The organism is Promicromonospora sp. NPDC110617, assembly GCF_055598465.1.
Genome location: NZ_JBVKBM010000002.1, coordinates 1,227,844 through 1,240,685 on the forward strand (window position 1 = coordinate 1,227,844; position 12,842 = coordinate 1,240,685).

The 12,842-nt window shown below is 73.2% G+C and carries 12 protein-coding genes; 4 read left to right on the top strand and 8 right to left on the bottom strand.

Features of this window, described 5'->3' with window-relative positions:
- Positions 1 to 14 precede the first annotated feature (14 nt).
- On the top strand, positions 15 to 1,340 hold the full coding sequence (locus ACZ7LE_RS16260; protein WP_470404281.1) for an alkaline phosphatase family protein: 1,326 nt from the start codon (positions 15 to 17) through the stop codon (positions 1,338 to 1,340).
- A gap of 182 nt (positions 1,341 to 1,522) precedes the next feature.
- Here ACZ7LE_RS16260 and ACZ7LE_RS16265 read toward each other — a convergent pair whose 3' ends face one another.
- The 4 genes from ACZ7LE_RS16265 to ACZ7LE_RS16280 all read right to left on the bottom strand — a co-directional run bounded on the left by ACZ7LE_RS16265 (position 1,523) and on the right by ACZ7LE_RS16280 (position 5,966).
- Positions 1,523 to 2,194: a vitamin K epoxide reductase family protein gene (locus ACZ7LE_RS16265; RefSeq protein WP_470404282.1), complete on the bottom strand. Its 672-nt coding sequence runs from the start codon at positions 2,192 to 2,194 to the stop codon at positions 1,523 to 1,525.
- Positions 2,195 to 2,240: 46 nt separating this feature from the next.
- Entirely contained in the window at positions 2,241 to 3,470 is a 1,230-nt protein-coding gene (locus ACZ7LE_RS16270) for an MFS transporter (RefSeq protein ID WP_470404283.1), read from the bottom strand.
- 78 nt (positions 3,471 to 3,548) lie between these two features.
- Entirely contained in the window at positions 3,549 to 4,289 is a 741-nt protein-coding gene (locus tag ACZ7LE_RS16275; RefSeq protein ID WP_470404284.1) for a metal-dependent transcriptional regulator, read from the bottom strand.
- 9 nt (positions 4,290 to 4,298) lie between these two features.
- Positions 4,299 to 5,966 (bottom strand): metallophosphoesterase family protein, encoded by a 1,668-nt coding sequence (locus tag ACZ7LE_RS16280; protein ID WP_470404285.1) that lies wholly within the window; start codon positions 5,964 to 5,966, stop codon positions 4,299 to 4,301.
- A gap of 15 nt (positions 5,967 to 5,981) precedes the next feature.
- Here ACZ7LE_RS16280 and ACZ7LE_RS16285 point away from each other — a divergent pair, with 15 nt between their 5' ends.
- On the top strand, positions 5,982 to 6,569 hold the full coding sequence (locus ACZ7LE_RS16285) for an SRPBCC family protein (RefSeq protein WP_470404286.1): 588 nt from the start codon (positions 5,982 to 5,984) through the stop codon (positions 6,567 to 6,569).
- A 16-nt stretch (positions 6,570 to 6,585) separates the two neighbouring features.
- Here ACZ7LE_RS16285 and ku read toward each other — a convergent pair whose 3' ends face one another.
- Entirely contained in the window at positions 6,586 to 7,404 is an 819-nt protein-coding gene (gene ku / locus ACZ7LE_RS16290; RefSeq protein ID WP_470404287.1) for a non-homologous end joining protein Ku, read from the bottom strand.
- 68 nt (positions 7,405 to 7,472) lie between these two features.
- Positions 7,473 to 7,793 (bottom strand): glutaredoxin family protein, encoded by a 321-nt coding sequence (locus ACZ7LE_RS16295; RefSeq protein ID WP_470404288.1) that lies wholly within the window; start codon positions 7,791 to 7,793, stop codon positions 7,473 to 7,475.
- Positions 7,794 to 7,915: 122 nt separating this feature from the next.
- Between ACZ7LE_RS16295 and ACZ7LE_RS16300 the strand changes: the two genes are divergently transcribed.
- Together ACZ7LE_RS16300 and ACZ7LE_RS16305 are read left to right on the top strand one after the other, a co-directional pair.
- The gene (locus tag ACZ7LE_RS16300; RefSeq protein WP_470404289.1) at positions 7,916 to 10,477 is read left to right on the top strand and encodes an ATP-dependent DNA ligase; all 2,562 of its coding nucleotides are present in this window, start codon (positions 7,916 to 7,918) and stop codon (positions 10,475 to 10,477) included.
- Positions 10,478 to 10,596: 119 nt separating this feature from the next.
- Entirely contained in the window at positions 10,597 to 11,520 is a 924-nt protein-coding gene (locus ACZ7LE_RS16305; RefSeq protein ID WP_470404290.1) for an NADP-dependent oxidoreductase, read from the top strand.
- Positions 11,521 to 11,758: 238 nt separating this feature from the next.
- On the opposite strand, the gene ACZ7LE_RS16310 is transcribed toward ACZ7LE_RS16305, so the two are convergent.
- Positions 11,759 to 12,286, bottom strand: coding sequence for a GNAT family N-acetyltransferase (locus tag ACZ7LE_RS16310; RefSeq protein ID WP_470404291.1), 528 nt, complete (start codon positions 12,284 to 12,286; stop codon positions 11,759 to 11,761).
- Positions 12,283 to 12,738, bottom strand: coding sequence for a VOC family protein (locus ACZ7LE_RS16315; RefSeq protein ID WP_470404292.1), 456 nt, complete (start codon positions 12,736 to 12,738; stop codon positions 12,283 to 12,285). The genes ACZ7LE_RS16310 and ACZ7LE_RS16315 overlap by 4 nt, the downstream gene beginning before the upstream one ends.
- Between the last annotated feature and the right edge of the window lie 104 nt (positions 12,739 to 12,842).

A 12,842-nucleotide genomic window follows, 5' to 3' on the forward strand; every position in this document is an offset into this window, starting at 1 on the left:
CTCGAATTGCCCGCATGATGCCCTCGTTGCGAAAGATCCTCGCCACCAGCATCGCCGCCGCGACCGTGTGGACGGCGTCGACCGCCGCCGCCGCGCCGCTGCCCGACGACGACGCCCGAGGCGGCCCCGCTGCCCGCGCCGACCACGTGATCTTCCTCGCCCTGGACGGGTTCGACGTCGACTACCTCGACCTGGTGCGCGACGGCGCCCGCTCCCCCGGCACGGTCGAGATGCCGAACCTGCGCGCCCTCCTCCGTGCGGGCAGCGTCACCACCTCGACCGGCGTGATGACGTCGATCACCAACCCGTCGTGGTCCTCGGTCGCCACGGGCGCCTGGCCCGCCACCCACCACAACACCGCCTACTGGTTCGACGCCGCGAGCAACACCGCGCGGGGCCAGCAGCGCGACCTCGCCGTACCGACCGTCGCGGAGTCGATCCGGGAGCAGGGCGGCACCGTCTTCTCGTCGCAGTGGTTCATCCTGCAGAACCACGGCGTCACCTTCGGCGACCCCGACGCCCTGTACACGCAGCCCGGCGGCGACTGCGCGCGCCGCACCGACGACGTCGTGGCCGTGCTGCGCGGCGAGCCCGTCAGCTCGAACGGCCAGCTCGTCACGACCAGCGGCATCCCCGACCTCATGGCGGTCTACTGCGACACGCTCGACGCGATCGGGCACGACGGCGGCGACGCCGACCCCCGCATCCCCGGCGCCCTGGAAGACATCGACCGGCAGATCGGGCGCATCGTCGCCGCCACGAAGGAGGCCGGCGTCCACGACAGCACGGCGTTCGTCATCACGGGCGACCACGGCATGACCACCTTCGACAAGGGGTTCGCCGCCGAAGGGCTCGCGGCGATCGAGGCGGCCGGCTTCACCCCGCAGGTCCTGACCAGCGGGCAGTCCCCCGCGCCAGGGACCGACGTCGTGATCGTCGTGGGCGGGGTCGCCGACGTGCGTCTCGTCGGCGAGCGGGCCGGCGACCGCGCCGTCGTCCGCCGCCTGGAGCGGGCGCTGACGGCGCTGCCGCAGGTGCGGAACGTCTTCGACAAGGCCGACCAGCGGCGCCTGCGGATGAGCCCGAACCACGGCGACCTGCTCGTGGAGCCGAAGCCCGGCTGGTCGTTCGGGGCCACACCCACCGACCCGGCCGGCCGGCACGGCGCGACCACCGAGCTGCGGATCCCGCTCGTCCTCGCCGGTGCCGGCGTCCGACCGGGCGCGCACCCGCGCGACCCGCGCCACGTCGACGTCGCGCCGACGATCTCCGCGCTGCTGGGCTACGCGCCGCCGTCGGGCAGTGAGGGCCGGGTGCTGCGCGAGGCCCTGCGCCGCTGAGCCTGCGCGACGAGCCTCCGCGGCCGAGCCTGCCGACTGATCCCGCGCAGAGTCCCGGTGCGAGACAACAACAAAGAGGTGTGTTGCGCTGCGTGGACAAGGTCTACGCAGCGCAACACACCTCTAGGACGCGGTAACTCCCCGGACCCCGCGGAGCCGCGAGCAGCCCCGCCGCGGACCCGTCAGAACGAGTCGATCAGGGGCCCGCCCACCGCGATCATCAGCCACGCCACGGCCGCCACGTAGCCGATGACCAGGATGATGTGCCGGTTACCCACCACGATGCTGCGCAGGCCTGCGCTCGCGGGCAGGTCGCCCGACTGCACGCCGCGCACCAGCTGGTACCAGAGCAGCGGCCACATGATGGTCCACACGACCATGCAGTAGGGGCACAGCGCCACGATCGCGTAGAAGCTGGTCCACATCAGGAAGAACACGAGCGCCTGGCCCAGCACGGTACCGACCAGCAGCGACATCCAGTACCAGCGCGGCAGGCGCGTGCCGAGCAACAGCATCACACCCGTGGTGATCACCACGGGGAACGCCGCGACACCCAGGTAGGGGTTGGGGAAGCCGAGCAGCGCGCCCTGCCACGAGGACATCGCGGCACCGCAGTCGACGAACAGGTTGATGCTGCAGGACGCCGTCCGGTCCGGGTCGAGAAGTTTGAGGTACTTCTCCCAGGCCAGGGCGAAGGAGGCGGCGAAACCGACCGCGCCCAGCACCACCAGGATCAGCGCCATGGCCCGGCCGCCGAGCGGCTTGGGTCCGTACGTGGCGACCTCGTTCTCGCCGTCCGGCGAGCTGTCCATCGAGCTGTCCGACGACGTCGTGGTCGCCCCGGTCTCAGTCACCCGCCCTACGCTACCGGCGCAGTCTGGGACATTGCTGAGACCCGGGTCACAGTGCGGTCTCCGTCGGCTGGTGCACCACTCGCTGCCGGCCGAACGCCACGATCAGCCCGAGGCCCAGCACGGTGACGACGGCGCCGGCCCACGCGGGTGCCAGGTAGCCCCAGCCCGCGTCGATGACCACGCCGCCCAGGAACGCCCCGGCGCCGTTGGCCACGTTGAGGCCTGCGTGGCACAGCGCGGCCCCCAGCGACGGCGCGCCGGGCGCCAGGTCCATGAGCCGGGTCTGGAACGCGAGCCCCAGCATCTGCGAGGTGACGCCCAGCAGGAACAGCGAGACGAGCGCGGGCACCACCGAGGCGCCGGTCAGCGCGAACAACACGAGGGAGGCCGCGGTGGCGACGAAGCCGATGAGCACCGCCCGCAGCACGCCGCGGTCGGCGAGCCGTCCGCCGATCTGCGTGCCGACCGTCATGCCGACGCCGAACAGGGCGAGGACCCACGGCACGGCGCCGCCGGGCAGGCCGGTCACGCCCGTCATGGTGGGGGCCACATAGGTGTAGACGGCGAACATCCCGCCGAACCCGATCGCGCCGGCCACGAACGCGAACCACAGCGGCCCGTTGCGCAGGGTCGCCAGCTCGGTGCGCACCGAGCGGCCCTCGCCGCCGGCGCCGGCCGGGATCAGCCGCCAGAGCCCCAGGAGCGTGGCGGTGCCCAGCACGCCGATCAGCACGTAGGAGACGCGCCAGCCGAACGCCTGGCCCACCCACGTGGACAGCGGCACGCCGACGACGTTCGCGATGGTCAGGCCGGTCATCATCGTCGCGACCGCCCGCCCGCGCTGCGCCGGGCCGGCCACGGCGGCACCGACCGCGGCGCCGACGCCGAAGAACGCGCCGTGCGGGAGCCCCGCGAAGAAGCGCCCGACCACGAGCCAGCCGATGTCGGGCGCCGCGGCGGACAGCACGTTCGCCACCGTGTAGAAGCCCATCAGCGCGAGCAGGAGGCGCTTGCGCGACATCCGCGCCGCGGCCACGGTCAGCAGCGGCGCCCCGACGACCACGCCGAGCGCGTACGCGGTGATGGTGTGCCCCACCTGGGGGTCGGTCGCGCCGAGGTCGAGGCCGACGTCGGGCAGCAGGCCCATCGCGGCGAACTCGGTGGTGCCGATGGTGAACCCGCCCACCGCCAGCGCGACGAGCGCGGGCGCGGCACGGCGCATCGAGCCGGTGCCGGGCGCCTGGTCCGGGGCGTTCTGGGGTGCACTGCTCGCCATGGGGTCTCCGGGAGTGTCGTATCGATTCGGTCTACCGTCGACGACACCGGCGACGAGCACGAGGGAACGGGGAGCAGACTACTCCTGCGCCACCCACACGCGGGAGGCCGCCAGCAGGCCGAGATCGGCCACGCGCTCGTCGGCGCCGGCTGCACCGCCGCCGACCGCTCCGCCGTCGGGCCTTGGAGCGGGCGGGCACGTCCAGGCGACGGCGACCGTCCCCGCGAACTCACGCCGCGTGGTGACCTCCACGCGGATGTCCAGGTCCAGGCCCAGCTCCGCGAGGTACCGCAGCGCCTCCGGGTCGGCGTCGGAGATCCGCACCACCGTGCCCGCGTCGCCCGCGTGCATCGACGACAGCGGCACCGCGTCGGGCCGCACCACCGTGCCGTCGGCGGACGGGATCGGGTCGCCGTGCGGGTCGCGCGACGGGTTGCCCAGCCGCGCCGCCATCCGCTCCACGAAGACGTCCGAGACCGCGTGCTCCAGGACCTCGGCCTCGTCGTGCACCTCGTCCCACCCGTACCCGAGCTGTTCCACGAGGAACGTCTCCAGGAGCCGGTGCCGGCGCACCATCACGAGCGCGAGCCTGCGGCCCTCGTCCGTCAGCCGGATCGCGCCGTACCGCTCGTGCTCCAGCAGCCCCTGGCCGCTCAGCCGGCGCACCGTCTCGGACACCGTGGACGCGCCCACGCCCAGCCGGTCGGCCAGATGCTTGGTGGTCACCTTCTCGTCCGACCACTCCTGGGCCGACCACACCGCCTTCAGGTAGTCCTGGGCGACGGGCGTCAGCTCGGCCGGGTCGGTTGTGATCTCCACGCCCCGAGCCTAGTTGCCCGGCGCCGACGACGACGGCGCCGGGCCCGCATCCGGTACGTCGCCCGGCGCGTCGTCGGGCACCTCGTCCGGCAGCGGAACGGGCTGCGGGACGGCCTGACGCTCGCTCACGGCCGCCTCGCCCTCGGGTGTCACCTCGACGAGCTGCCAGTCCACGAACTGCCGCCGCTCCGGGTCGAACCGCAGCACCGTCATCTGGGAGGTGTCGCGCAGCGGCCCCACCGACGCGTTCCCCTTCGTGGCCCCGCCCGTGCTCGCGTTCACGTACCGCACGCCGTAGCCCACCACGTCGGGACCGATCCGCTTGTGCATGTGCCCCGAGATCTGGAACGGCACACAGCCCGACTCCAGGGCAGCGTCGCCGACGGCCGGCTGGTGGATCATCAGCAGGTCGACCCGGTCCTCCTCGGTGAACCCGCCGAGCCCGGCTTCCCCGGCCGCCTCGCACGCGACGTCCCGCAGCCGCTCCCCGGCCTCCTCGGGCGTCTCCTCGCGCGCGATCACCGTGCCGCCGCCGATCCGCGTCTCCAGCGGGTCCCGGTCGCCCAGGATCCGCACCCCCTCCACCTCGACGACCTCCCCGTCGAGCACGATCTGCCGGTTGGCCAGCTCCGTCGCCGTCGTCAGGCGGGAGTCGTGGTTGCCGTCGGAGACGACGAACGGGACGCCGTCCGGCACCGCGGAGGCGAACGAGTCCACGCAGACCGACTCCACGCTCGTCCCGTTGATGGTGGTGTCCCCGGCGTTGAGCATGACGTCGGGCGCCAGGCGGTCCGCGAGGTCACGGATGAGCGGCGTCATCCCCGTGTTGCAGTGCAGGTCGGAGACCAGCAGGAACGTCACGTAGTCCGTGGTCCCCGGGCTGCCCGACGCCGTCGCGTCCTGCTCGCCGTCGGCCGCCTCCTGCTCCGCGACCCGGGCGTCCCACGCCGCCATCAGCTTCTCCCGGGCGCCGGCGTAGAACACCTCGTTGGCCTGGTAGGTCTCCACCAGCTGGCTGCTGTACGTGTCGATCACGCCCGCCAGCCGGCCCGTGATCCGCGCCCCCTCCAGGGCCGTCCCCGCGAAGACCGGCGAGGCCGGCAGCGCGGCCCGCTCCTCCGGCCCGGCGCTCGCCGTGGCGGTCGCGGCCACCAGCACGACGACGACGCCGGCCGCGGTGATCTCCCAGGTACGGGACGCGAAGGTGCGGGCGAGCTCCCGCCGTCGGGGCGCGCCGAGCAGAGCCCGCAGGCCGAACGCCACGCCCACCAGCACCACGGCGGCGGCCGCCGCCCCGCGGAGCGCGTCCCAGACCAGCGCCCACGCCACGGTGCGCACCGTGCGCTGCGGGGTGTCGAAGAACTGCAGGTACCCGTCGAGGTCCCCCGCGAGCGCGTCGAAGCTGGCCGCGTCCACGGCCGAGAGGTCCGTGGGGATCTCGTGCACCGTGATCCGCACCCCGAGGGTCAGGGGCAGCGGGGAGTCGGTCACGACCGTGCCGAGCGGACCGAGGTCGGCGACGATCTGGTCGTCCGCGGTGACGGCGTAGGTGGCCTCGTGCGGGCCGAGGCTGAGGTCGGCTCTCGCCGTCGTGATCCCGAGCATCAGGCAGAACAGGGCGGCTGCCCCTCCGGCAAGGGTCCAGCGCAGCCAGCGGGGCGGGTGGGGACGACTCATCGCCTCTACCTTTTCATGCGTCCGCCGCGCTCACCTGCCGCCCTGACCGACGACGGCGCGGCGTCGGCCGGCGCGGCGTCCGTGGACGGCACGATGGGGGCCGTGTTCGTCCTCGAGTCCGTCTGGCGTCCGGCCGCCCCCACCGCCCGGGTCTGGTCGGTGCTCGCCGACCCCCGGTTCACCTGGCCCGACTGGTGGCCCGGGCTCACCGCGGGGGCGACCCACGGCGTCGTCGGACCGGACGGGCTGGCCGCGCCCGGGACGTGGGCGCACCTGCGGGTGCGCAGCCCGCTCGGGTACGCCCTGCGGTTCCGCCTGGACCTGCGGGAGACGACGGCGCCGTCCGACGGCGTGGCCGGGCGCGCCCGGCTGGACGTCGCGGGCGACCTGGAGGGCCGGGCGGACGTGACCGTCGCGGACGCGCCGGCCGGCACGCCGTCGGCGGCGGAGGTGCGCCTCCTGTGGCAGGTGTCCCCCGGGCCGCCGTGGTTCCGGGCGGCGGCGACCCTCGCCCCGGCCCCGCTGTCCTGGGCGCACGCCCACGTGATGCGGGCGGGCGAACGCGGCCTGACGACCCACCTCGCCCCGCCCGCGGCGCGCTGACCTCGACGAGGGGAGGTCAGCCGGTCTTGCGGGACGTCTTGCGGGACTTCTTCGCGTCGGCGACGCTGCGCTTCAGGGCCTCCATGAGGTCCACGACCTCGGCGCCCTCGCCCTCCTCCTCGGCCGCCTCGCCGAACGTCGCCGCCGTGTCGACGGTCTCGCCCGCCTCCAGCTTCGCGTCCACGAGCTTGCGGAGCTGCACCTGGTAGTCGTCCTCGTAGTCCTCGGGCGTGAAGTCCGCCTCGAAGCTGCCGACGAGCTGGGCCGACATCGTCAGCTCCTTGGCGCTCACCTTCGCGGGCTCGTCGAGGGACGGGAACGCAGCCTCGCGGATCTCGTCGGCCCACAGCAGGGTCTGCAGCACCAGGATCTCCTCCCGGACCCGCAGCGCCGCGAGCCGGGTGCGCTGCCGCAGCGCGAACTTCACGATCGCCGTGCGGTCGGTCTCCTCCAGCGTCCGGCGCAGCAGCACGTACGCCTTCGTGGACTTGGAGTCGGGCTCCAGGTAATAGGTCCGGTCGAACATGATCGGATCGATCTGCTCGCTGGGCACGAACTCGACCACCGAGATCTCGCGGTCCCGCTCGGCGGGCAGGTCGGCGAGGTCCTGCTTGGTGAGCACGACGGTGCGCTCGCCGTCGTCGTAGGCCCGGTCGATGTGCTCGTACGGCACCACCTCGCCGTCGATCTCGCACACGCGCTTGTACCTGATGCGTCCGCCGTCGGCGTCATGCACCTGGTGCAACGGCACGTCGTGGTCCTCGGTCGCGCTGTACAGCTTGACCGGGACGTTGACGAGACCGAAGGTCACGGCACCCTTCCAGATCGCCCTCATCCTTCTATGGTGCGCCCCAAGCGCACGACATGCCCAGGTTTAGTCCTGGGCGCGGTTCCCTGGGGGCGTCAGAGGCCGCAGCGGTCCAGCTTCGCGGCGAGCTCCGCGTTGGTGGGCTCCACCAGGTGCTCGCCGTCGGGGAACACCAGCACGGGGATGGACTTGCGGCCGGTCAGCGCCTCGGCCTCGTCGGCCCGGGTGGGGTGCTCGACGAGGTCCACGTAGACGTAGTCCACGCGCCGGACGTCGAGCACCGCCTTGCTGCGCCGGCAGTCCCGGCACCACTCGGCGCCGTAGACGGTGAGCCGCTCGGGCCGGCCGATCGAAGGAGCGTCGGCGGCAGCCGACAGGGGCGCCAGGGACACGTCGATCGAGATGTCAGAAATCACTCGCGGGAGCCTAGCGGAGTTCTTCACCCGGCCTCTACACCGTTCGAGTGATCTCGCCGACTCCGCGCACGACTCTGTGCACGACTCCTGCGCGCGCGGCAGACCGGCGGCATGATGGGGGGATGGCGACGACGCAGACGGTCACGGTGGACGGCCACCGCCTGCGCCTGAGCAACCTCGACAAGGTCCTGTACCCGGCGTCGGGCACCACCAAGGGCGAGGTGCTGCACTACCTGGCGGAGGTGGCACCCGTCCTGCTGCCGCACGCCGCCAACCGCCCCGCGACCCGCAAGCGCTGGCCCGACGGCACAGGCGGGCAGATGTTCTTCCAGAAGAACCTCGACGCCTCCACCCCGGACTGGGTCAAGCGCCGGTCGATCCAGCACAAGACGTCGGCCAACGACTACGTCCTGGTCAACGACCTGGCGACCCTGACCTGGCTGGGTCAGACCGCGACGCTGGAGCTGCACACCCCGCAGTGGCAGTTCGGTCGCACGGGGGCGCGCCTCGACCCGGACCGCCTCGTGCTCGACCTCGACCCCGGGCCCGGCGCCGGGCTCGCCGAGTGCGCCGAGGTCGCGCGCTGGGCCCGCGAGATCCTGCAGGGCATGGACCTGGAGCCATACCCGGTCACCTCCGGCTCCAAGGGCATCCACCTGTACGCGGCCCTCGGCAAGGCGGCCGACACCCGGCTCGACTCCGACGCCGTGTCCGCCGTCGCGCACGAGCTCGCCCGCTACCTGGAGGCCGAGCACCCCGACCTGGTGGTCAGCGACATGAGCAAGGCCCTGCGGTCGGGCAAGGTGCTGGTCGACTGGTCGCAGAACAACGGCAACAAGACCACGATCGCGCCCTACTCCCTGCGCGGGCTCGACCGGCCCTGGGTCGCGGCGCCCCGCACCTGGGCGGAGCTGGAGGACCCGGACCTCGCCCAGCTCACGCCCGAGGACGTGATCGCGCGCATCGCGGCCGACGGCGACCTCCTCGCGCCCCTGCTGGAGGGTCACCTCGCCGCCCTGGAGCCGACGTCGGAGCGCCTGGCCACCTTCCAGAAGCTGGAGACCTACCGCGCCAAGCGCGACCCGGCGAAGACCCCAGAGCCGTTCGGGCCCGAAACTTCCGAGCGAGGCGAGCCGCATCCGCCGGGCGAGCCCGTCGAGACCAGGACCGACGAGACCGACCCCACCTTCGTGATCCAGGAGCACCACGCCCGCCGCCTGCACTGGGACTTCCGGCTGGAGCACGAGGGCGTGCTGGTGAGCTGGGCCCTGCCCCGCGGCGAACCCACCGACCCCGGCCGCAACCACCTCGCCGTGCAGACCGAGGACCATCCCCTGGAGTACGGAGCGTTCGAGGGCAGCATCCCGGGCGGCGAGTACGGCGCGGGTGAGGTCACGATCTGGGACTCCGGCACGTACGAGCTGGAGAAGTGGCGCGACGACGAGGTCATCGTCACGCTGCACTCCGCGGAACGCGGGGCCCGGCGGCTCGCCCTGATCCGCACCGGCGGGCGCGACGGCGACGCCGAGAACAACTGGCTGATCCACCTGACCAAGGCCCAGCCGAACGGCTCCCCCGCCCCGGTGAGTGCTGGACATCTGTCGTCCTCGACGCCCCCGACCCCGCAGAAACCCAGCACTCGACGAGAGGCGGGGGCCGGCGGGCGGCGTCGGGCCATGCTCGCCACCGCAGCCGCCCCCGGCGACCTCACCCGGCCCGACGACTGGGCCTTCGAGATGAAGTGGGACGGCTTCCGCGCCCTCGCGCACGTCCAGGACCCCGAGACCCTGCGCCTGGTCAGCCGCTCCGGGCAGGACCTCACCGTCACGTTCCCCGAGCTCGCCGCGCTCGCGGGCCAGGTCGACGCCGCCCGCCTGCCCGTCGTGCTCGACGGCGAGATCGTCGCCCTCGACCGCGCCGGCCGCCCCGACTTCCGCCGTCTCCAGCACCGCGCCAACCTGCACAAGGAGCGCGACGTCGCCCGCGCCAGGGCCCAGGTCCAGGTGGACCTCATGCTGTTCGACGTGCTGGTCGCCGACGGCGACGACGTCACCGCCCGCCCCTACACCGAGCGACGCGAGCTCCTGGAGTCCCTGGTCACGCCCAGCGCGCCCATCCACCTCCCGCCCGCGTTCGACGGCGACCTGGAGGCCGCGCTCCGCACGTCCCGCACCCTCCGGCTGGAGGGCGTGGTCGCCAAGCGCCGCACCTCCACCTACGCCGGACGGCGCTCGCGCGAGTGGCTCAAGATCAAGCACCAGGCCATGCAGGAGGTCGTGATCGTGGGCTGGCGGCCGGGTCGCGCGGACCCGTCGGTGATGGGTTCGCTGCTCATGGCAGTGCCGGAGGCGCGCTCCGAGGCCGACGGCGACACCCTGCTGCGGTACGTCGGCCGCGTCGGCACGGGCTTCTCCGAGCGGGAGCGCCGAGAGATCACCACGCGGCTGCGCGGTATGGAGCGCAAGTCGCCGGGCGTATCCGGGGTGCCGGCCGAGGACGCGTCGGACGCCCGCTGGGTCACGCCCAGCCTGGTGGGCGAGGTGACATACGCGGACTGGGCCGAGGGCCCGGACGGCGCCTCGGGCGAGCGGCGCATGCGGCACTCGGTGTGGCGGGGCTGGCGTCCGGAGAAGACGCCGGCGGAGGTCGTCGTGGACCCGCCCCCGCCCGCCGAAACCCGATGACCGCTGCCGGGTGAGCGCCCAGCGCTTGGCACACTATTACTGGACATCGTGGCTGCGTGTGGCCCGGCCCACCCGGCGGGCGCGGAATACCGGCGTCCGACAGGCCCGTTGTGGCCTGCATGCGAGCCATCACCTATGCAGAGTTCGGCAGCGCGGATGTCCTGGAGCTCACCGAGCAGCCGGACCCGCACATCGGCCCCGACACGGTCGTGGTGCGCGTGCGGGCGGCGTCGGTCAACCCCGTCGACTGGAAGATCCGCCAGGGGAACCTGCAGGGCCTCATCGACGCCGAGCTGCCCGCGATCCCGGGCTGGGACGTCGCCGGGGTCGTCGAGCAGGTCGGCCTGGACACGCCGGAGTACCAGGTGGGCGACGAGGTGTACGGGTACGTGCGCAAGGACACCGTGCACGGCGGCACGTTCGCCGAGCTGGTCGCCGCGCCCGTGCGCACCCTGGCCCGCAAGCCGGCGTCGCTGAGCTTCGAGGAGGCCGCGGCGGTGCCCCTCGCGGGCCTCACCGCCTACCAGGCGATCCAGCGGGCCGGCGTGGCGGCCGGACAGACCGTGCTGGTGCACGCCGCGGCCGGCGGCGTCGGCGCGTTCGCGGTGCAGATCGCCCGGGCCCTGGGTGCCCGCGTCATCGGTACGGCGAGCGAGCGGAACCACGAGTTCCTGCGCGGTCTGGGCGCCGAGCCCGTCACCTACGGCGACGGCCTGGCCGACCGTGTGCGGGCCCTCGCACCCGACGGCGTCGACGTGGTCCTGGACTTCGTGGGCGGCGGCGCCGTCGCCGCCAGCACCGAGATCCTGGCCGACGGCGGCACGGTCGCCTCGATCGCCGACCCCACCGCCCGCAGCGAGCACGGCGGGCACTACGTGTGGGTGCGGCCGTCGACCGCCGACCTCGACGCGCTCACCGCGCTGTTCGACGCCGGCAAGCTGACCGTCGAGGTCGCAGAGGTCTTCGACCTCGCCGACGCCGCGGACGCGCACCGCGCCAACGAGACGGGCCACACCCGCGGCAAGGTCGTGGTCCGGGTCTGACGCGGGGCCCGGGCCGGCGAGTCTGATTGGCTGGGTGGCTGACCGGGTGGCTGGCTGGCCGGCTGGCTAGCTTGCTGGCTGGCTGACCGGGTGGCTGGCCGACCGGGTGGCTGGCTGGCTGGCTAAGGGTGGTCGGCAGAATGTCAGGTGGTCGGCAACTCGAGCTGCCGATCATCTGACATTCTGCCGACCACTCAGTTTCGGGCGATCAGCTGCCGCAGACCGACGGCGATGACCCTCAGCCGTAGACCGGCGGGTAGCTGATCGCGCCGCGCAGGCTCGCGTCGGCCGGGTCGTAGGCCGGCAGGAGGTGGACCTGTCCCGCTTCGGGTGGGGCCCACTCCGGCAGCTGCATCTCGATCCCGTGGTCGCGGGCCGCGACAAACCCGAGCGCTCCGTAGTACGCCGGGCTGCCCTCCAGCACGACGAACGGCTCGCCCGCCTGCTCAGCACCCGCGAGCACGGCCCGGACCAGCGCCGAGCCGATGCCGCGGCGCTGGTGCTCCGGCAGGACGCCGAGCGGGGTGAGCATCGCGACCTCGCGCTGCCCGGCCTCGCCGGTGACGGTGCAGCCGGTGATCATGACGTGGCCCACGACCGCGCCGTCGGCCACCGCCACCAGCGACGTCGCCGGGCGGTAGATCCAGGACTCGCGGATGCGGTCGACGCCTTCGGCGACCCGGTCCTCGCCGAAGGCCGCGACCTGCACCGTGCGGATGGCGGGAAAGTCCTCCGGCGCCTCGGGCCGGATCACCCAGTCGCTCATGCGTCGGCGGGCTCGGCCCGGGCGGCCGGCTCGGCCGCCTGCTCCGCCGCCTTCTCGCCCGCCGCGACCTCTTCCCGCGAGCGCAGCACGCAGAACTCGTTGCCCTCCGGGTCGGCGAAGGTCACCCAGCCCGAACCCGGCCCGTAGATCCCGCGGTGGTCGCCCACGACGGTGGCGCCGAGCCCCTTGACCCGCTCGATCTCGGCGTCGCGCAGGTCCGCGCGCGGACGCAGGTCGAGGTGTACCCGGTTCTTGACCGTCTTGGCCTCCGGCACCTCGATGAACAGGACGTCCACGCCCTTGCCGTCGGGGTCGACGATCATGCACTCCTCGTGACCGGGCAGGTTGGGGTCCCCGGGCACGTCCTGATAACCGAGCACCGTTTTCCACCACTCGGACAGCGTGTACGCATCGGAGGAGTCCACGGTCACGTGCGAGACGAAGGAAGTCATGCGGGGACCCTGACACAGCCGCCCGAGCACGCCCAACGCATTAAGGCATCAGTGGTCGGCAGGCCGTCAGGTGGTCGGCACCTCGGAATGCCGACCACCTGACA

Coding starts and splice junctions, on each gene's coding strand:
- ACZ7LE_RS16260 (WP_470404281.1), top strand. CDS start 15: ATGATGCCCTCGTTGCGAAAGATCCTCGCCACCAGCATCGCCGCCGCG.
- ACZ7LE_RS16270 (WP_470404283.1), bottom strand. CDS start 3,470: ATGGCGAGCAGTGCACCCCAGAACGCCCCGGACCAGGCGCCCGGCACC.
- ACZ7LE_RS16280 (WP_470404285.1), bottom strand. CDS start 5,966: ATGAGTCGTCCCCACCCGCCCCGCTGGCTGCGCTGGACCCTTGCCGGA.
- ACZ7LE_RS16285 (WP_470404286.1), top strand. CDS start 5,982: ATGCGTCCGCCGCGCTCACCTGCCGCCCTGACCGACGACGGCGCGGCG.
- ku (WP_470404287.1), bottom strand. CDS start 7,404: ATGAGGGCGATCTGGAAGGGTGCCGTGACCTTCGGTCTCGTCAACGTC.
- ACZ7LE_RS16300 (WP_470404289.1), top strand. CDS start 7,916: ATGGCGACGACGCAGACGGTCACGGTGGACGGCCACCGCCTGCGCCTG.
- ACZ7LE_RS16305 (WP_470404290.1), top strand. CDS start 10,597: ATGCGAGCCATCACCTATGCAGAGTTCGGCAGCGCGGATGTCCTGGAG.
- ACZ7LE_RS16310 (WP_470404291.1), bottom strand. CDS start 12,286: ATGAGCGACTGGGTGATCCGGCCCGAGGCGCCGGAGGACTTTCCCGCC.
- ACZ7LE_RS16315 (WP_470404292.1), bottom strand. CDS start 12,738: ATGACTTCCTTCGTCTCGCACGTGACCGTGGACTCCTCCGATGCGTAC.